This window comes from Limnohabitans sp., from assembly GCF_031539105.1.
In the GTDB taxonomy this organism is placed as follows: domain Bacteria; phylum Pseudomonadota; class Gammaproteobacteria; order Burkholderiales; family Burkholderiaceae_C; genus Limnohabitans.
Genome location: NZ_JAVKLM010000010.1, coordinates 76843 through 94879, shown reverse-complemented (window position 1 = coordinate 94879; position 18037 = coordinate 76843). Strand labels below are relative to the sequence as shown.

The following is an 18037-nucleotide window of genomic DNA, read 5'->3' as shown; positions in this document are numbered from 1 at the left end:
CCTAGTTTTTCACTAGGCGGCGTTTCGTTTTGGGCTTAGGCGTTTTAAGCTTCGCGACGCAAAGCCGGGAACAAAATGACGTCGCGGATGCTTGGGCTGTCGGTCAGCAACATCATCAAGCGGTCAATGCCAATGCCGCAGCCGCCCGTGGGGGGCATGCCGTACTCGAGGGCGCGCACAAAGTCGTGGTCGTAGAACATGGCTTCGTCGTCGCCGCTGTCTTTGGCGGCCACTTGGGCGTGGAAGCGGGCGGCTTGGTCTTCGGCGTCGTTCAACTCGCTAAAGCCGTTGCCAAACTCGCGGCCTGTGATGTAGAGCTCAAAGCGCTCGGTCACATCGGGCTTGCTGTCGCTGGCGCGGGCCAAGGGTGAAATTTCCACAGGGTGTTCGCAGATGAACGTGGGCTGCCACAGCTTGTCTTCCACCGTCTCTTCAAAGTACATCACTTGCAGGCTGGCCAAGCTGCGTGTGCTGAGTTTGTCTTTCTCTTCTTTGAAACCGAGTTTTTGCAAAGCGTTGATCAACCATGTGGCGTTGTCCACGTTATCGCCCGCTTCGGTGTGCTTCAGAATAGCTTCACGAATCGTCAGTCGCTCAAACGGTTGGCTCAGGTCCACGGCCTTGCCGCCGTAGGTCAGCAGCAATGTGCCAGCTGCCTTCATGGCGGCGTCGCGCACCAGCTCTTCGGTGAAGTGCATCAGGTCTTGGTAGTTCCAATACGCGGCGTAGAACTCCATCATGGTGAACTCGGGGTTGTGACGCACCGAGATACCTTCGTTGCGGAAGTTGCGGTTGATCTCAAACACGCGCTCAAAGCCACCCACGATCAAGCGCTTCAAGTACAGCTCAGGCGCAATGCGCAAGAACATTTCTTGGTCCAGCGCGTTGTGGTGCGTGGTGAAAGGCTTGGCATTTGCGCCGCCGGGGATGGGGTGCAACATGGGCGTTTCAACTTCGAGGAAGTTGTGTTGCACCATGAAGTCGCGAATACCGCTGACCGCGCGGCTGCGCGCCACAAAGCGCTTGCGTGCGCTTTCGTCGGTCATCAAATCGACGTAGCGTTGGCGGTATTTGATTTCTTGATCAGCCACGCCGTGGAACTTGTCGGGCATGGGGCGCAGGCTCTTGGTCAGCATGCGGATGCTGGTGGCGTGAATCGACAACTCGCCTGTGCGTGTTTTGAACAGCTTACCTTCGCAAGCCACGATGTCGCCCAAATCCCAGTGTTTGAAATCGGCGTACAGCTCTTCGCTCACGTCATCGCGTGTCACGTAAATCTGGATGCGGCCTGTGCTATCTTGCAGCGTGGCAAAGCTGGCCTTGCCCATCACGCGCTTGAGCATCATGCGGCCCGCCACTTTGGCGAACTGGCCTTCTTCGGTCAACACCTCGGCAGTCTTGTCGCCATGCAGCTCGTGCAGGGTGGCGGCGTGGTGTGCGGGCTTGAAATCGTTGGGGAAGGCAACGCCTTGGCCCGCAGCTTGACGCTCGCGCATGACCTTGAGCTTCTCGCGGCGCTCAGCGATCAGTTGGTTTTCGTCGACGGGAGTGGCTTCCGAAGCGGAGGGGGTGTTGTTGTTAGACATCTAAAGAGGCGAGGGTAGGGGAAGGGCTGCGTTTAAAAAATTAGCGCAGCAAAGGATCGAGTGAAAAAGAAGCAGCGTTAAGCCACCGCATCCGCAGGCTGGCGCTGCAACATGGCCAGAGTGCTGGCAATGGTCTTGCGCAATTCGCGGCGGTCGCAAATCATGTCGATGGCGCCTTTTTCTTGCAAGAACTCAGCGCGTTGGAAGCCCGCTGGCAAGGTCACTCGCACGGTACTTTCAATCACGCGAGGGCCGGCAAAGCCAATCAGGGCATTGGGTTCGGCGATGACCACGTCACCCACAAACGCAAAGCCAGCGGACACGCCGCCCATGGTGGGGTCGGTCAACACAGCGATGTAAGGCAAACCTTTTTTGGCCAAGCGGGTGAGCGAGGCGTTGGTTTTGGCCATTTGCATGAGCGAGAGCAAGCCCTCTTGCATGCGTGCGCCACCGGTAGCGGTGAAGCAAATGAACGGTACCTTTTGTTCGATGGCAGCGTGCACGCCGCGCACAAAGCGTTCGCCCACGACCGAGCCCATTGAGCCGCCCATGAAGTCGAATTCAAAACAGGCCACGACCACGTTGATGTTGTGCACTGCACCGCCCATGACCACCAAGGCATCTGTTTCGCCCGTGTTTTGCATGGCTTCTTTGAGGCGCTCTGGGTACTTGCGGCTGTCTTTGAACTTCAAGGCGTCCACGGGCAGCACTTCTTGACCGATTTCGTAGCGGCCTTCGGCGTCGAGGAACATGTCCAAACGGTCGCGGGCGCTCATGCGGTGGTGGTGGCTGCAAGTGGGGCAGACGTTGTGGTTGGCTTGGAGGTCGCTCTTGTAAAGCACGGTCTCACAGCTGGGGCACTTGACCCACACACCTTCGGGCACGCTGCGGCGGTCCGATGGGTCGGTGTGTTGAATTTTTGGGGGAAGCAGTTTTTCGAGCCAACTCATGGTGAGCCTTTCGTCAGTTCTTTTGGAATCGGTGCATTTTAACGGGCGGGGTCGCTTGTGATTTAAGCGTCCAAGGCCTTGCGAATACCCGACAAAAACTCGTGTGCGGCAGCCACTTCTTGGCCTGCTGGCGCAGCCTCGAGAAGCTGGATGATGCGGCTGCCAATCACCACGGCATCGGCCACGCGGCCCACGGCGGCGGCAGTGGCAGCATCGCGAATGCCAAAGCCCACACCCACGGGGATGTGCACATGCTGGCGAATGCGCGGCAGCATGGCTTCCACAGCATCGGTGTCGAGGTTGCCAGCACCCGTCACGCCTTTGAGCGAGACGTAATACACATAGCCGCTGGCAATGCGTGCCACTTGCTCCATGCGCTTGTCGGTGCTGGTGGGTGCGAGCAAGAAGATCAGGTCCATGCTGTGCGCGCGCAGGGTGGCGGCGAACTCTTCGCACTCTTCAGGTGGGTAGTCGACGATGAGCACGCCGTCTACACCCGCAGCTGATGCGTCTTTGACGAACGAGTCTGCGCCGTGCTTGAGGTTGTAGCACTCCACGGGGTTGGCGTAGCCCATCAGCACCACGGGGGTGGTGTGATCGGTCTTGCGAAACTCACGCACCATGTCCAGCACTTGGGCTGTGCCAATGCCAAAACGCAGCGCGGCTTCGCCGGCTTTTTGAATCACGGCGCCGTCGGCCATGGGGTCGCTAAACGGCACGCCCAGTTCAATGATGTCTGCACCTGCATCCACCATGCCGTGCATGAGGGCGGGCGTGATGTTGGCTTGTGGAAAGCCCGCCATCACATAAGGGATGAGGGCTTTGCGGCCTTGGGCCTTGAGGGCGGCGAGGGTTGCGTCAATACGGCTCATGGTGCGGATCACTTCACAAATTTCATGGTTTGTTCTGTCGGGCCACCTTTGACCGATTGGCCTTGGCAGCTGGGGCGGCAGAAGAAGTCTGCGTTGCTCAGGTCGGCCACGGTGCCAATGTCTTTGTCGCCACGGCCCGAGAGGTTGATCAAGATGGACTGCTCGGGCTTCATGGTCTTGGCCAGCTTCATGGCGTAGGCAATGGCATGGCTAGATTCCAGCGCAGGAATGATGCCCTCGGTGCGGCACAGGTAGTGGAAGGCTTCCAGCGCTTCTGTGTCGGTGATGCCCAGGTATTCTGCGCGGCCAATGTCTTTGAGAAATGCGTGCTCGGGGCCCACGCCTGGGTAGTCAAGGCCAGCGCTCACGCTGTGTGTTTCGGTGATTTGGCCGTTCTCGTCTTGCAAGATGTAGGTGCGGTTACCGTGCAAAACGCCGGGCGCGCCCAGCTGTAACGAGCACGAGTGACGGTCGGTGTCCATGCCTTCGCCAGCCGCTTCCACACCAATGAGGCGTGTGTTGGCGTGGTTGATGTAGGGGTAGAAGATGCCCATGGCATTGCTGCCGCCGCCCACACAGGCGATGACGGCATCAGGCTGTTCTTCAGCCATCTTGAGGCTCTTGAACATCTCTGGCATTTGCGTGAGGCACTCTTCGCCAATCACGCTTTGGAAATCGCGCACCATCATGGGGTAGGGGTGTGGCCCCGCCACGGTACCGATGATGTAGAAGGTGTTGTCCACGTTGGCCACCCAGTCGCGCATGGCTTCGTTCAACGCATCTTTGAGGGTGCGGCTGCCGCTCTCCACGGGCACCACAGTCGCGCCCAAGAGCTTCATGCGGTATACGTTGGGGCTTTGACGCTTGACGTCTTCTGCACCCATGTAAACCACGCATTCCAAACCGTAGCGTGCGCAAATGGTGGCGGTGGCCACGCCGTGTTGGCCTGCGCCGGTTTCAGCAATCACGCGGGGCTTGCCCATGCGCTTGGCGAGCATGGCTTGGCCGATGGTGTTGTTGATCTTGTGTGCGCCGGTGTGGTTCAGGTCTTCACGTTTCAAGAAGATTTGTGCGCCACCCATTTCGCGGCTCATGCGTGCGGCGTGGTAGATGGGCGAAGGGCGGCCCACGAAGTGTGCCAACTCGTTTTTGAACTCGGCGATGAAATCGGGGTCGTGTTGGTATTTGGCGTACGCGTCTTTGAGCTCTTCAATCGCATGGGTCAGCGTTTCGCTGATGAAGCTGCCGCCGTAAATGCCAAAGTGGCCTTTGGCGTCGGGTTGTTGGTAGTTCGACATAGGGTGCCTACAGAAAATGTCTGGTGCGAACTGCTTGCATCGCAGTCAGCCCAAGAGCTTCAAACAAAAAGGGAGGTGGCTTAGAGCGGGTGCTCTGCGTCTGCCGCGCGGACGGCTCGGACGAACTCGTGAATCTTGGCCGCATCTTTGATGCCTTTGGCCGATTCCACGCCAGAGCTTACGTCCACTGCCAATGAATGGCCGTGGTTACGCAGCGCGCGGATGCCATCGGTCACGTTGGCAGCGTTGAGTCCACCAGACAAGACGAGGTGAGCGTTGACGTTTAGAGGAAGCTGTGACCAATTGAATGTTTTGCCGCCGCCGCCGTAACCGTCGACATGTGCGTCGAGCAGCACCGCTTGGGCGTCTGAATAATCTTGCGCGTATTTTAAGAGGTCAAAGGGTTCTTCGCCCGAAGGGGTTTCTAGCGGAATACGTGCAGCGCGCATCCAGCGGCGGCCCAAGGTGCGGGCAATCTTGCGGCAGTGGTCGGGCGTTTCGTCGCCGTGGAATTGCAACCATGCGCCCGGCACTTGGGCGCTGGTGTGCGCGATGGTCTCGGAGGTCTCGTTGACAAACAGCAGCACCGGCGTGACAAACGCGGGCAAACGTTTGGCCAGCTCGGCCGCCCGCTCCACCGTTACGGCGCGTGGGCTTGGGGCATACATGACAAAGCCAATGGCGTCGACGCCTGCGGCCACGGCGGCGTCGACGTCTTGCTCACGTGTGAGGCCACAAATTTTGATGCGCGTGCGGTTCATGGCAACCCATCATACGCAGGGGTGCGGTCAGGCAAATTCCACTGTGAGTCGTAGCGGGGGCCCATAAAGTACAAACCATCGGGGCTGAACGTGGGCGCGGCGGCATCGCGGTCGCGGGCGGCCAGTACGTCGGCCATCCACTCAGGCGGTTGGTCGCCGGTGCCAATCTTCACAAAGCAGCCCATGAGGTTGCGAATCATGTGGTGCAAAAACGCGCTGGCTTCAAACTCAAAGCGCCACACGGCCGAACCTGCGTGGGTGCTTTTGCGGCTGATGTCGATGCGCGTCATGTTTTTGACGGGCGTGATGGCTTGGCAGCTGGAGGCGCGAAACGAGGTGAAGTCGTGTTCGCCCATCAGATACTGCGCGGCTTGTTGCATGGCCTCAAGGTCGAGCGGGCGATATACCCAGCCCACACGGCCTACTTCGACACTGGGGCGCACGGCTGATTCGAGCAATACATAGGCATAGCGGCGCGAAATGGCGCTGCTGCGGCAGTGGAATTCACGGGGCACCTCACGTGCCCATTGCACGGCGATGTCGAGCGGCAAGTAGCGGTTGGTGCCGCGCAGCCAAGATTGGTCTGTGCGCTCTAGCTCGGTGTCAAAGTGGATGACTTGCATGAGGCCATGCACGCCTGAATCGGTGCGGCCTGCACACAGGGTAGAGATGGAGGTTTGGGTGAACTTGGCCAGTGCTTTTTCGAGCTTGTCCTGAACCGTTTTTCCTGAAGACTGACTTTGCCAGCCTTCGTAGGCTTGGCCGTTGTAGCTCAAGCCCATCGCAATGCGCATGCGGCTTAGCCTCGTTCAGCCAGCCACTGGAGGGCTTTTTCTTTGTCAGCGCCCGAGGCTTCGTTGGCCACTTCTTCCATCAACGCACGGCTGGTGTGCAATTGGCCCAAGTTCCAAAGCTCATCAGCTAAGTCAATGCGCACTTGGTAGGGGCCGGGGCTGCCCACATCGTCCAAGTCCAAAGAAATGTTGGGCATCTCCATGGTGGGGCGAGCAGGCGGCGTGGCGCTGTGCGTGTGGTCTTCTTCGAAGTCATCTTCGTCTTGCCCACCCTGCGCATGGTCGTGTGTGGCCACATCATGGATGTAAGCGCGTTCAACGGGCTCTTGGTGGTCGTGCTCGGGCAAGTCGAGGTTGAACTTCACGTTCAGAGGTGGCAAGCCTTCGATGTTGTCGCCGCTTTTGTTCAGCGCGCGGCGACGCCACAGGCCCACCAACACAAGCACAGCAATCAAGCTGCCAGCGCCCACAGGGGTAAGGCTGTGTTCGCGCAGTTCATTGAGCCATTCGCCGTTCGCTTCGGCAGCACTGGCTGGCACGTCCACGGGTAACACGCCGCCACCAGAGGCAGCATCTGACGCTGCCTCAGCTGCACCTGTCACGCTAGCTGCTGCAATCTTGCCAAGTTCGGCAATGTTGCGGCTCAGCTCGGCAGCGCGGCTGGCGACATCTTGGGCTTCACGTTGCTGCGCAATGTTGTCTTCAACAGCGGCTTCTTTGCTGCCGGGTTTAGCTAAGGTCAACTTGTCTTGGTTGGTCTTGGCGTTTTTGTTTTGTACTTTGGCATCGAGCTTGCCAGCACTGTCGCGGGCCACTTTGGGCACTGTGCCGCCAGGGGCGCGTGCGGCCAACTCGGCGCGGTAGGCTTCAAAGTCTTTGGTTTGAATTTGAATTTCACGGCGAGCCTCGTCGCGTGAAATGGCTTTGGCTTCTTGCTCGGTGGGCAAGGTTAGTAAAGCGCCTTCTTTCATGCGGTTGACGTTGGCTTCGACAAACGCATCGGGGTTGTTGCGCAGCAGGGCTGCCAGCATTTGCTCTAACGATACGCTGTCGGGGGTTTTGCTTGCCGTCAAGGCGCTAGCCGTGTCGCCACGTTTGACCGTGATTTGGTCTTGACCTTGCGCGTTCTGTGTTGAAGGCGAAGGCGTGTCCGATGTTTGACCGCTGCGGTCTGTGTAGCCAGGCATCAACGGGGCCGTGGTTTTTTTGGAAGCACTGTTGCCGTCATCAATCGACAAACTCACATCACGCAGCAAGCGGCCTGTGGCCCAACGTAAATCGATCAGCAAATCTAAGAAGTTGCTGTTGATGGCTTGTTTGCTGGTGATTCTTAAATAAGGCGAACCGTGGTCCCGGCGCAACAGTTGCACCTGAACCTCGAGGGGTTGGCCGTTGACCAAGGGCATTTCTACCTTGGCCGCTTTGTAAACCTCAGCGCTTGCAATCTTGGCTTCGAGTTCGATTTGTTCGGCGATGGTGATTTCGCTGACATCGATTTCGACGCGCAAAGCCTCGCCCTGCTTGCTTTGCACAACGGGACGGCTCAAAGTGAGGGCCTGTGCACTGCCGAAAACCGACAGGGACAAAGCTGCGCACAAAGCAGTTTGTTGAAACAAATGAGCAACAGAGCGGTGGGCTTTTTTCATACTCTGAGATATTACTGTGTTTTACGCTTCGAGCAGGATGCGCAACATGCGGCGCAATGGCTCGGCAGCGCCCCACAAAAGCTGGTCACCGACAGTGAACGCACCAAGATAGTCATTGCCCATGGCCATTTTGTGCAGGCGGCCCACTGGTACTGTCAAAGTGCCGGTCACGGCTGCGGGTGTCAGGTCACGTTCGCTGATCTCGCGCACGTTAGGCACGACTTTGACCCAGTCGTTGGCGCTGGCCAAGATGCTTTCGATCTCGTCCATCGGCACGTCTTTTTTCAGCTTGATGGTCAAGCCTTGTGAGTGGCAGCGCATGGCGCCAATGCGCACGCACAAACCGTCGATAGGAATCGAGCCCGCCGTGCGGAACGCTGGGTTGCCCAAGATCTTGTTGCACTCGGCGCCGCCCTTCCACTCTTCTTTGCTTTGGCCGTGCTCGACAGGCACGTCGATCCAAGGGATCAAGCTGCCTGCCAAGGCGGTGTTGCGGAAGTTTTTGGTGGGGAACTCGGCGCTGCGCATGGTGGCTGACACTTTGCGGTCGATGTCCAAGATGGCAGAAGAGGGGTTGGCCAAGTCGTCTTTGACGGCATCGTGCAAAGCGCCCATTTGGCTCAGCAACTCGCGCATGTTTTGTGCACCTGCGCCCGAAGCCGCTTGGTACGTCATGGCGCTGACCCATTCGATCATGTTGTGTTGGAACAAGCCGCCCAAGCCCATGAGCATCAAGCTCACGGTGCAATTGCCCCCGATCCAGTTTTTGCCGCCTTTGCCCAAGGCACTGTCAATCACGTTGCGGTTGACGGGGTCCAAGATGATCACGGCGTCGTCAGCCATACGCAGGCTAGAGGCTGCGTCAATCCAGTGGCCGTTCCAGCCCGCTGCGCGCAGCTTTGGGAACACCTCTTTGGTGTAGTCGCCGCCTTGGCAGGTGATGATGATGTCGCAACGCTTCAACGCGTCAATATTGTTGGCGTCTTGGAGCGTGGTTTCGTTTTTAGCTTGCGCGGGGGCTTTGCCGCCTGCGTTCGACGTGGAGAAGAACACGGGTTCGATCAGATCGAAATCCTTCTCTTGAACCATGCGGTCGATCAACACCGAGCCGACCATGCCGCGCCAACCGACTAAACCTACTAACTTGCTCATTTTTCAACGCCTTTTCAAATGTAGAAAACAGTGCCAGACCAGACTGTTTGCCCGGCTCGTCTGGCCGGGGGGCGCACGACGAACCGGAGCGTTTAGCCCTTAATGGTCGTGGTTTTGATGGTGATCACGCGCGCGCTAACCGCCACCAGTGCGGGGGCAGCAAAGTTCAGAGAGAACGAGCGGGCGTGAAACATGGCGGGAATTGTAGTGGATGGGGAGTTTCTTAAACCTGACATGCGCGTCTAGAGACTTGCTGCACATAAAAAACGCGCCCAAGGGCGCGTTTCTCGTTTCAGAGCCAACGTCTCAATCAGCGTAATGCCTTCACCACCGCATCACCCATCTGAGCCGTACCCACTTTGGTCGTGCCTTCGCTGTAGATGTCGGGGGTACGCAGGCCTTGAGCCAACACCGCTTTCACGGCTGTCTCAATGCGGTCCGCTGCTGCTGCTTGGTTCAAGCTAAAGCGCAACATCATGGCGGCGCTCAAGATGGTGGCCAAGGGGTTGGCGACGCCTTTGCCAGCGATGTCGGGTGCGCTACCGTGGCTGGGTTCGTACAAGCCTTGGTTCTTTGAGTTCAAAGAAGCGGAAGGCAGCATGCCAATAGAGCCCGTCAACATGGAGGCTTCGTCGCTCAAGATGTCGCCAAACATGTTGCCGGTCACCACCACGTCAAAGCGCTTGGGCTCTTTCACCAGTTGCATGGCGGCGTTGTCGACGTACATGTGGTCGAGCGCGATGTCTGGGTAGTCTTTGCCCACTTCGCTCACCACGTCTTTCCAGAACTGGAAGGTTTCCAGCACGTTGGCTTTGTCGACGCTGGTGACGCGACCCTCTTTGCCTGCTGCTTTGCGCTTGCGGGCAGCTTGGAAAGCCACATGGGCAATGCGCTCGATCTCGGGCTTGGAGTAGCGCATGGTGTCAAACGCTTCTTCAGCACCGGGGAAGTGGCCGTCAGTGGCGATGCGGCGGCCGCGGGGTTGGCCAAAGTAAATGTCGCCGGTCAACTCGCGAATGATGAGGATGTCCAAGCCAGAAATCAGCTCAGGCTTCAAGCTCGAGGCGCCTACCAATTGCTCGTAGCAAATGGCAGGGCGGAAGTTGGCGAATAGCCCTAAGTTTTTGCGCAGGCCCAAAATGGCTTGCTCGGGGCGCAGGGGGCGGTCGAGGGTGTCGTATTTCCAGTCGCCCACTGCGCCGAATAACACGGCGTCAGAGGCCATGGCCAACTTCAGTGTGGCTTCTGGCAGCGGGTGGCCGTGTGCGTCAAAGGCGGCGCCGCCGACCAAAGCGGTTTCCATCTCGAATTTCAGGTCGAGAACATTCAAAACCTTGACGGCTTCTGCGACGATTTCGGTACCGATGCCATCACCGGGGAGAACTGCGATTTTCATGTGTGCTTTCTTTTGTTCTTGAACGTGCGTTACATCGTGTGAGCCAACCAAGGCTTGGTGGCCAAGCGCTCGGCTTCAAAGGCTTTGATTTTGTCGGACTGACGCAGGGTCAGGCCAATGTCGTCAAAGCCGTTGAGCAAACAGTATTTGCGGAAGGCTTGCACGTCAAATGGAATGGTCTCGCCTTGTGGGAGAACGATGACTTGGTTCTCAAGGTCAATCGTCAACTCATAGCCAGGGAAGGCGTGCACTTCGTTGAACAACAGGTCAATCGCGGCTTCGGGCAGCACGATGGGCAGCAAGCCGTTTTTGAAGCAGTTGTTGAAAAAGATGTCGGCAAAGCTGGGTGCAATCACAGCGCGGAAACCGTATTGGTCAATCGCCCAAGGTGCGTGTTCGCGTGACGAGCCGCAGCCAAAGTTCTTGCGGGCCAAGAGCACCGATGCGCCTTTGTAGCGCGGCTGGTTCAGCACAAAGTCGGGGTTGGGCTTGCGGCTGGCGGGGTCTTGGCCTGGCTCGCCGTGGTCCAAATAGCGCCACTCGTCAAACAAGTTAGGGCCAAAGCCCGTCTTGCGGATGGACTTCAAAAACTGCTTGGGAATGATGGCGTCGGTGTCGACGTTCTCGCGGTCCATGGGGGCCACGATGCCTTTGTGGAGGGTGAATTTCTGCATGATTTTTTCCTTCCCTTAGGCGAACTTGCGTACGTCCACAAAGTGGCCGTGAATGGCGGCAGCTGCGGCCATGGCGGGGCTGACCAAATGGGTGCGGCCACCATTGCCTTGACGGCCTTCGAAGTTGCGGTTGCTGGTGGATGCGCAGCGCTCGCCTGGCTCTAAGCGGTCGGCGTTCATGGCCAAACACATGGAGCAGCCGGGCTCGCGCCACTCAAAGCCAGCGGCTTTGAAGATTTCGTGCAGGCCTTCGGCTTCGGCTTGTGCTTTGACCAAACCAGAGCCTGGCACCACCAAAGCGAGCTTGATGTTCTTGGCCACTTTTTGGCCAAGCTTCTTCACCACGGCAGCGGCTTCCCGCATGTCTTCAATGCGGCTGTTGGTGCAAGAGCCAATGAACACTTTGTCCACAAACAAATCGTTCAGCGCTTTGCCTGGCTTCAAGTCCATGTACGTCAATGCGCGCTCGATGGCACCGCGCTTGTTGGCGTCTTTTTCTTTGTCGGGGTCGGGCACGATGCCGTTGATGTCCAGCACCATTTCGGGCGAGGTGCCCCAAGTGACTTGCGGCAAGATGTCTTCGGCCTTGAGTTCAACCACCGCGTCAAATTTGGCATCGCCGTCAGAGTGCAAGGTTTTCCAATAGGCCACGGCTTGGTCCCACTCCGCGCCACCCGAAAACTGGCCGGTTTTCGCATCGAATCCTGGTGCAAGAGGGCGACCTTTGACGTATTCGATGGTTTTGTCGTCCACCGCCACAAGACCAGCACGCGCGCCGCCTTCGATGGCCATGTTGCAGACCGTCATGCGACCTTCCATGCTCAAGCTGCGAATGGCAGAGCCCGCAAACTCAATGGTGTAGCCCGTGCCGCCCGCAGTGCCGATCTTGCCAATGATGGCCAGCACCACGTCTTTGCCGGTCACGCCTTTGGCCAGCGTGCCTTCGACTTTGATGAGCATGTTCTTGGCTTTTTTGGCCAACAAGGTTTGCGTGGCCATGACGTGCTCGACCTCAGAGGTGCCGATGCCATGGGCTAACGCTGCAAACGCGCCGTGGGTGGAGGTGTGGCTGTCGCCGCACACCACGGTCATGCCGGGCAGGGTGGCGCCGTTTTCAGGGCCAATGACGTGGATGATGCCTTGGCGCTTGGACATGAACGGGAAGAACGCGGCAGAACCAAACTCGGCCATGTTGCTGTCGAGCGTGGTGATTTGTTCTTTGCTGATCGGGTCGGTGATGCCGTCGTAGCCCAGCTCCCAGCCGGTGGTGGGCGTGTTGTGGTCGGCCGTGGCCACGATGGAGCTCACACGCCAAACCTTGCGTCCCGCTTGGCGAATGCCCTCAAACGCTTGCGGGCTGGTGACTTCGTGCACCAAATGGCGGTCGATGTAGAGGATGGAGGTGCCATCTTCTTCGGTGTGGACGACGTGCTCGTCCCAAATCTTGTCGTAAAGGGTGCGTCCCATGTGTTTTCCTTTGTGCAACCACTGATTTTATGCGGAGTTGTGCGGCTTTTAGCCGGCTCAGCCTGTCACGCTTGTGCTGCCTCACTTGATGACAACTGGCCTGACTTGGCACAATCACAGCCCATGACCAGCCCATCTCAAACCCCACTCCACGGCTTGCGCGTGGTTGAACTTGGCCAACTCATCGCGGGCCCTTTTGCCGCCAAAACACTGGCCGACTTTGGTGCAGACGTGGTGAAGATTGAAACGCCCAAGACCGGCGACCCGTTGCGCAAATGGCGCTTGCTCAAAGACGGCACCTCGGTCTGGTGGCAAGTGCAGTCGCGCAACAAGCGTTCGGTGGCCTTGGACCTGAAAGAAAAAGAAGCACAAGACATCGTGCGTCAACTCGTCAAAGATGCCGATGTGTTGATCGAGAACTTCCGTCCTGGCGCGATGGAAGGCTGGGGCTTGGGGCCTGACGATCTGCTGGCCATCAACCCACGCCTCATCATGCTGCGCATCAGCGGCTATGGGCAAACGGGGCCGTACCGCGACAAACCTGGCTTTGGCGTGGTGGCCGAGGCCATGAGTGGCTTGCGCCACCTCACCGCCGAGCCGGGCCATGTGCCTGTGCGCGTGGGCGTGAGCATTGGCGACACGCTGGCGTCGCTGCATGGTGTGATTGGCATTTTGATGGCGCTGCACGAGCGCGAGAAAAGCGGTCAAGGTCAAGTGATTGACGTGGCCCTGTACGAGGCGGTCTTCAACTGCATGGAAAGTTTGCTGCCCGAGTACAGCGCCTTCGGCGCGGTGCGCGAAGCCGCAGGCAGTGCCTTGCCCGGCATTGCGCCCAGCAATGCCTACCGCTGTGGCGATGACGGTTATGTGTTGATTGCGGGTAACGGCGACAGCATTTTCAAACGCCTCATGCACACGCTGGGTCGCGACGACTTAGGCAACGACCCTGAACTCACCGACAACGCCGGTCGTGTCATCCGCGTGGCCGAGATTGACGCCGCCGTTGGTGCTTGGACGGCGCAACGCACGGTGACCCAAGTCATGGAAGCTTTGGACAAAGCTGCCGTGCCCGCAGGCCGCATCTATACCGTGGCCGACATCGCAGCTGACCCGCACTACCAAGCACGCGGCATGATTCAACAGGTTCAGATGGACGACGGCACATCGCTCGCCGTCCCAGGCATCATTCCTAAGCTGTCTCGCACCCCGGGTAGCCATCGCCGCAACGCGCCCACCATTGGGCAAGACACGGATGCGGTGTTGGGCGAAATGGGTTTAACTCCGACGCAAATTCAAGCGCTCAAGGACAAGGGCATCGTGGCGTGATGCCCTTGTTGTTGGATGAGCTTGCGAATGGTTTATTCGATGCGAATGCCCGCTGCCTTGACCAATTGGGCTGCAGCCAGCGTTTCAGCATCTAGGTATTTTTCAAACGCGTCTTGCTGCATGGGCATACCTGCAGCGCCCAACTTTTCTAAGCGCTCTTTCACATCAGGCATGGCCAACACACTCATCACGCCCGCATGCAGTTTTTGCACGATGGGCTTGGGGGTTTTTGCTGTGACGAACAAGCCCACCCAGAATGTGTAGGCCGCGCTTCCAAAACCAGCTTCTGAGATAGAGGGCACATTGGGCAGCAAGGGTGAACGCTGCGCCGTGCTAACAGCCAAGGCTTGCAATCGACCGCTTTGAATCAAAGGCAGCGCGGACACCAGCGGCGCAAAGAACCAATCGATGCGACCCGATGCAGTTTCGGTCAAGGCTTCGGGTGTGCCGCGGTAAGGCACATGCTGCGCTTGCACGCCAGCAGCCACACGGAATTTTTCTGCATTCATGTGCGTGGCAGAACCGTTGCCTGCCGATGCGTAATTGAGCACGCCCGGTTGGGCTTTGGCTTTTGCCACCAAGTCGGCGACATCTTTGTAGCCCTTGCTGGGTGACACCACGATCACGTTGGGCAAGCTCGCCAGTGGGCTGATGCCGTCAAAGTCTTTGAGGGTGTCGTAGCTGAGCTTGGGGTACAGGGCAGGGTTGACCACATGGCCCGAGCTATGCACCAGCATGGTGTAGCCGTCGGCGGGCGCTTTGGCGACCAAGGCCGCACCCACTGTGCCACCCGCGCCAGTTTTGTTGTCGATGACGATTTGCGCGCCCAAGATGGGCCCGAGCTTTTCAGCCACGGTGCGTGCAATCACGTCCGTGCCACTGCCAGCTGTAAATGGCACAACAAAGGTGATGGATTTGTCTTTGGGCCAATCGGATTGCGCAAAGCTGGGCAGGGCTGAGCCAGCAGCCAAAGCGGCGGCCCATTGCAAACTTTGGCGGCGTGTGAAAGGTGCGTTGTTCATGGTTTGTCTCCAGGTGTTTTAAAAATTTTTAAGCTGCGGGGGGATCAAAAGGCATCGCCAACAAGATCCGCGCTTCTTGCTGGGTGTGGTTGATGATTTGGCGTTTTTCGCCAGGCGCATAGCGACATGAGTCAAAGGTATGCAGCACTTCGCGTGTTTCCAATCCGTCAAGCTCGCTCACCAACGTGAGTTCGCCTTGCAGCACCACGTAGTGTTTTTCAATCGGTGAGCCGTCGAGTGCCGTGTGGCCGCCGGGTTTCAAAATCAGCATGCCCATCCACAGTTGAACCGCAGGCCCAGCCTCGCGGCCTTGGAGGCGCAAACATTGCATGTCGTTGTGGTTGGGCGCCACGTATTCAGGCGCTTGGTCTAAACGGGTGATGTGCATGGCTTGCTCGCAAATTAAGGGTTGAAGACCATACGGCGGCTCGCGCCACCCAGCACTTCTTTGTAAACCGCCAACACTTGGTCGAGGGAAAACACAGCGTCAGGGCTGACTTCAAAGGGGTGCAGCGTGCCCGCTTCAAAACCCGCACGCATGGCTTCCATGCGGTCGTTGGTTTCAATGCAATTGAGTGCCAAGGTGTCGATGCCCACATAGGTGTGCATGCCACGGTAGAACGTGAAGATGTCGAACGGCACAGGACGTTCGAGGGTGGAAATAAAAATTTGCGTGGCACCCTTGGCCATGGCCTTGTTGGCGGCTTCGAAATAAGGGCTGCCCACGGTGTTGAAGACGATGTGTGCGCCCTTGCCGTCGCTCAGTTCCCGAATGCGTGCTGCCACGTCTTCGGTTTTAGCATCGATGGTGTGAATGCCTTTGGACGGTCCGTCCCATTCACCGCTGCCTCGTCGCACGGCAATCACGTTGGCACCGGCTTGAGCGGCGAGCTGAACAGCCGCTTGCCCTACCTTGCCGTTGGCACCCATGATGGCCACAGTTTGTCCACGTTGCGGCATGCCGCTGCGGCGAAAACCTTCGTAGGCGGTGATGAAGGGCACGCCCACCGAGCCCGCTTCTTCAAAGCTCAAGTTCTTAGGTTTTTCACGCAGAGCTGCTTCTGGTAACACCAGCCAGCCCGCATGTGAACCATCGCGTGTAATGCCCACATCGCCGCCTGAGCCCCACACTTCTTTGCCCACCCATGCGCTGGGGCCTTCCACCACCACGCCTGCAAAGTCGCGGCCTGGAGTTCGCGGAAACACCGCTTGCGGCATGATGCCCAAAGCGGCTTTCACATCGCTGGGGTTCACACCAGCGCTGCGCACACGTACCAAGGCTTCGCCTTTTTGCAAGCTAGGTGGGGTTTGTTTTTCAAGGGTCGGTGCCAGCGCATCGGCTGAGGCTGCTTTGGCGTTCACGCGCACGGCGCGCAAGTCTTCTTTTTGAATCGACATTATTTTTCTTTCTTGATCAAGCGCGGCTCGGCAAGCTGAGCATCGCGCGGGCTTCGCGTGGGTTGGCCAATTCGCCGCCCAGGTCGTGGATGATGCGTTTGGCTTTGGTCACCAACTCGGCGTTGCTCTTGGCGAGCACGCCTTTTTCCAAATAGATGTTGTCTTCCATGCCCACACGCACATGGCCGCCTGCAAACCAAGCTTGCGCAACGATGGGAAATTCAAATCGGCCGATGCCAAAGGCTGACCAAATCGCGCCCGCAGGCAGCAAGCTGCGTGCGTAGAGCAAGGTTTCGGGAGAGGGCGAAAAACCGTATTTCACGCCTGTCACAAAGGTCCACATGCCAGGGCCGTCGAGCGTGCCATCGGCTATCAGGTCGCGTGCCAAATGCATGTCGCCGGAGTCAAAAATTTCAAGCTCGGGTTTGACGCCTGCTTCACGCATGATCTTGGCCATGATGCGCACGTTGCGCGGTGTGTTGATGACCACATCAGCACCTGAGTTCATGGTGTTGAGGTCTAACGAACACACATCGGGTTTGAGTATGCGCACATGCTCCACACGCTTTTCAGGTTGCACCAAGGTCGAGCCGGGGGCGGCCACGCGTGGGTCTTCCACGCTGGGAATGAAGCGGCCACCAGGACCCGTCGTGAGGTTGATGATCAGTTCGGGGTTGGCGCGACGGACTTTGTCAAACACCTCGCGGTAGAGCTCGAGCTCCATCGAAGGTTTGCCAGTTTTGGGATCACGCACATGGATGTGCACAGCGGCCGCACCGGCTTCGGCCGCAGCCAAACATTCGTCGGCAATTTGCGTGGGCGTGACGGGCAGGTGCGGGGTTTGGTCTGGCGTGGTGATGTTGCCAGTGACTGCGCAAGTGAGGAAAGTTATTTGGCTCATGTTATTTTTAGTTAAAGATGACGACCGCCGTCCACCACGATGCGTGTGCCCGTGACATAGCGCATGGTGGTGGCGCAAGCTTGCACCACAGCAGCGACGTCATCGACCGTGCCAATGCGGCGCAGCGGAATCGTGCCGGCGACTTTCTCGTTGAAGTCCGAACCACGGCCCGGCACAAAGCTGGAGTCCACCACGCCGGGCGACACCGAGATGACGCGCACGAGTGGCGCAAACGCTTTGGCGAGTGCGTCACCCACCACATCGATGCTGGCTTTGGCGGCCACGTAGGCCAAGTTGCTGCCCGTGCCGGTGAAGCCGGCGATGGAGGAAATATTGACGATCAAACCGTCTTCTGACTTTTGGAGCAAAGGCATGAAGGCACGGATGGTGGCGATCACACCGCGAAAGTTGACTTTCAAAATGTCGTCAATCAGCTCATCGGTCAAGCCTGCCAAATCGGCGGCAGGCACGGCTTTGGTGTAGCCCGCGCTGTTGACCAAGATGTGCACCACACCACACTGCGCAGCCACTTGGTCTGCAACTGCTTGAAGCGATGCGCTGTCGGTGACTTGGGCTTTGAAGGTGAGGTGACCTGAGCCTGGCAAGGCGGCTGCTTTGGCTGCTGCTGCTTCAGGTGATTCGGAGTTGTAAATCAGCACGCAGCGTGCGCCAAGTGTGGCTAAGCGCTGCGCAGAGGCCATGCCAATGGCGCCTGTGCCGCCGGTGATGACTGCAATGCGGCCTGTCAAAGAGTCTGTGGGTTGAAAGCTGGAGGTCATACGGTCTTGTGTTTT

17 protein-coding genes are annotated in these 18037 nt (G+C 58.3%); 1 reads left to right on the top strand and 16 read right to left on the bottom strand.

The window, feature by feature from the left end:
- Window positions 1–44: 44 nt before the first annotated feature.
- The 11 genes from lysS to leuC all read right to left on the bottom strand — a co-directional run bounded on the left by lysS (window position 45) and on the right by leuC (window position 12596).
- Window positions 45–1586: a lysine--tRNA ligase gene (gene lysS / locus RMR24_RS03160; RefSeq protein ID WP_310613645.1), complete on the bottom strand. Its 1542-nt coding sequence runs from the start codon at window positions 1584–1586 to the stop codon at window positions 45–47.
- A gap of 77 nt (window positions 1587–1663) precedes the next feature.
- Window positions 1664–2536, bottom strand: a complete 873-nt coding sequence (gene accD, locus RMR24_RS03155) for an acetyl-CoA carboxylase, carboxyltransferase subunit beta (RefSeq protein ID WP_310613644.1) — start codon at window positions 2534–2536, stop codon at window positions 1664–1666.
- A gap of 62 nt (window positions 2537–2598) precedes the next feature.
- A complete protein-coding gene (gene trpA, locus RMR24_RS03150; RefSeq protein ID WP_310613643.1) occupies window positions 2599–3408 on the bottom strand; it encodes a tryptophan synthase subunit alpha in 810 nt (269 codons plus the stop codon).
- 8 nt (window positions 3409–3416) lie between these two features.
- Window positions 3417–4706 carry a tryptophan synthase subunit beta gene (trpB, locus tag RMR24_RS03145; protein ID WP_310613642.1) on the bottom strand — a complete coding sequence of 430 codons (1290 nt, stop codon included), beginning with the start codon at window positions 4704–4706 and terminating at the stop codon, window positions 3417–3419.
- 80 nt (window positions 4707–4786) lie between these two features.
- Window positions 4787–5467 (bottom strand): phosphoribosylanthranilate isomerase, encoded by a 681-nt coding sequence (locus tag RMR24_RS03140; protein WP_310613641.1) that lies wholly within the window; start codon window positions 5465–5467, stop codon window positions 4787–4789.
- Entirely contained in the window at window positions 5464–6261 is a 798-nt protein-coding gene (truA, locus tag RMR24_RS03135; RefSeq protein WP_310613640.1) for a tRNA pseudouridine(38-40) synthase TruA, read from the bottom strand. Before truA ends, RMR24_RS03140 begins: the two co-directional genes overlap by 4 nt.
- A gap of 5 nt (window positions 6262–6266) precedes the next feature.
- Window positions 6267–7808 (bottom strand): FimV/HubP family polar landmark protein, encoded by a 1542-nt coding sequence (locus tag RMR24_RS03130; protein WP_310613639.1) that lies wholly within the window; start codon window positions 7806–7808, stop codon window positions 6267–6269.
- Window positions 7809–7928: 120 nt separating this feature from the next.
- Window positions 7929–9059, bottom strand: a complete 1131-nt coding sequence (gene asd, locus RMR24_RS03125) for an aspartate-semialdehyde dehydrogenase (RefSeq protein ID WP_310613638.1) — start codon at window positions 9057–9059, stop codon at window positions 7929–7931.
- A gap of 310 nt (window positions 9060–9369) precedes the next feature.
- Entirely contained in the window at window positions 9370–10455 is a 1086-nt protein-coding gene (leuB, locus tag RMR24_RS03120) for a 3-isopropylmalate dehydrogenase (RefSeq protein ID WP_310613637.1), read from the bottom strand.
- A 29-nt stretch (window positions 10456–10484) separates the two neighbouring features.
- Window positions 10485–11129 carry a 3-isopropylmalate dehydratase small subunit gene (gene leuD, locus RMR24_RS03115; RefSeq protein WP_310613636.1) on the bottom strand — a complete coding sequence of 215 codons (645 nt, stop codon included), beginning with the start codon at window positions 11127–11129 and terminating at the stop codon, window positions 10485–10487.
- Between the two features lie 15 nt (window positions 11130–11144).
- On the bottom strand, window positions 11145–12596 hold the full coding sequence (gene leuC, locus RMR24_RS03110) for a 3-isopropylmalate dehydratase large subunit (protein ID WP_310613635.1): 1452 nt from the start codon (window positions 12594–12596) through the stop codon (window positions 11145–11147).
- A gap of 123 nt (window positions 12597–12719) precedes the next feature.
- Between leuC and RMR24_RS03105 the strand changes: the two genes are divergently transcribed.
- Window positions 12720–13922 (top strand): CaiB/BaiF CoA-transferase family protein, encoded by a 1203-nt coding sequence (locus tag RMR24_RS03105; protein WP_310613634.1) that lies wholly within the window; start codon window positions 12720–12722, stop codon window positions 13920–13922.
- A 32-nt stretch (window positions 13923–13954) separates the two neighbouring features.
- Here RMR24_RS03105 and RMR24_RS03100 read toward each other — a convergent pair whose 3' ends face one another.
- From RMR24_RS03100 to RMR24_RS03080, 5 genes are read right to left on the bottom strand one after another with little or no spacing between them, the layout of a single operon-like run.
- Window positions 13955–14944: a tripartite tricarboxylate transporter substrate binding protein gene (locus tag RMR24_RS03100; RefSeq protein WP_310613633.1), complete on the bottom strand. Its 990-nt coding sequence runs from the start codon at window positions 14942–14944 to the stop codon at window positions 13955–13957.
- Window positions 14945–14972: 28 nt separating this feature from the next.
- Complete coding sequence (locus tag RMR24_RS03095) at window positions 14973–15332, bottom strand: cupin domain-containing protein (RefSeq protein ID WP_310613632.1); 360 nt, start codon at window positions 15330–15332, stop codon at window positions 14973–14975.
- A 14-nt stretch (window positions 15333–15346) separates the two neighbouring features.
- Window positions 15347–16342, bottom strand: coding sequence for a zinc-binding alcohol dehydrogenase family protein (locus tag RMR24_RS03090; RefSeq protein ID WP_310613631.1), 996 nt, complete (start codon window positions 16340–16342; stop codon window positions 15347–15349).
- Between the two features lie 16 nt (window positions 16343–16358).
- A complete protein-coding gene (locus RMR24_RS03085) occupies window positions 16359–17243 on the bottom strand; it encodes a 3-keto-5-aminohexanoate cleavage protein (RefSeq protein WP_310613630.1) in 885 nt (294 codons plus the stop codon).
- Between the two features lie 11 nt (window positions 17244–17254).
- A complete protein-coding gene (locus RMR24_RS03080) occupies window positions 17255–18022 on the bottom strand; it encodes an SDR family oxidoreductase (protein ID WP_310613629.1) in 768 nt (255 codons plus the stop codon).
- Window positions 18023–18037 lie beyond the last annotated feature (15 nt).

Bases quoted from the DNA above. Each gene is read 5' to 3' on its own strand.
- RMR24_RS03100 (WP_310613633.1), bottom strand. From the start codon at position 14,944: ATGAACAACGCACCTTTCACACGCCGCCAAAGTTTGCAATGGGCCGCC.
- RMR24_RS03105 (WP_310613634.1), top strand. From the start codon at position 12,720: ATGACCAGCCCATCTCAAACCCCACTCCACGGCTTGCGCGTGGTTGAA.
- RMR24_RS03095 (WP_310613632.1), bottom strand. From the start codon at position 15,332: ATGCACATCACCCGTTTAGACCAAGCGCCTGAATACGTGGCGCCCAAC.
- RMR24_RS03090 (WP_310613631.1), bottom strand. From the start codon at position 16,342: ATGTCGATTCAAAAAGAAGACTTGCGCGCCGTGCGCGTGAACGCCAAA.
- RMR24_RS03080 (WP_310613629.1), bottom strand. From the start codon at position 18,022: ATGACCTCCAGCTTTCAACCCACAGACTCTTTGACAGGCCGCATTGCA.
- lysS (WP_310613645.1), bottom strand. From the start codon at position 1,586: ATGTCTAACAACAACACCCCCTCCGCTTCGGAAGCCACTCCCGTCGAC.
- RMR24_RS03140 (WP_310613641.1), bottom strand. From the start codon at position 5,467: ATGAACCGCACGCGCATCAAAATTTGTGGCCTCACACGTGAGCAAGAC.
- leuD (WP_310613636.1), bottom strand. From the start codon at position 11,129: ATGCAGAAATTCACCCTCCACAAAGGCATCGTGGCCCCCATGGACCGC.
- trpA (WP_310613643.1), bottom strand. From the start codon at position 3,408: ATGAGCCGTATTGACGCAACCCTCGCCGCCCTCAAGGCCCAAGGCCGC.
- truA (WP_310613640.1), bottom strand. From the start codon at position 6,261: ATGCGCATTGCGATGGGCTTGAGCTACAACGGCCAAGCCTACGAAGGC.
- asd (WP_310613638.1), bottom strand. From the start codon at position 9,059: ATGAGCAAGTTAGTAGGTTTAGTCGGTTGGCGCGGCATGGTCGGCTCG.
- RMR24_RS03085 (WP_310613630.1), bottom strand. From the start codon at position 17,243: ATGAGCCAAATAACTTTCCTCACTTGCGCAGTCACTGGCAACATCACC.
- leuC (WP_310613635.1), bottom strand. From the start codon at position 12,596: ATGGGACGCACCCTTTACGACAAGATTTGGGACGAGCACGTCGTCCAC.
- trpB (WP_310613642.1), bottom strand. From the start codon at position 4,706: ATGTCGAACTACCAACAACCCGACGCCAAAGGCCACTTTGGCATTTAC.
- leuB (WP_310613637.1), bottom strand. From the start codon at position 10,455: ATGAAAATCGCAGTTCTCCCCGGTGATGGCATCGGTACCGAAATCGTC.
- accD (WP_310613644.1), bottom strand. From the start codon at position 2,536: ATGAGTTGGCTCGAAAAACTGCTTCCCCCAAAAATTCAACACACCGAC.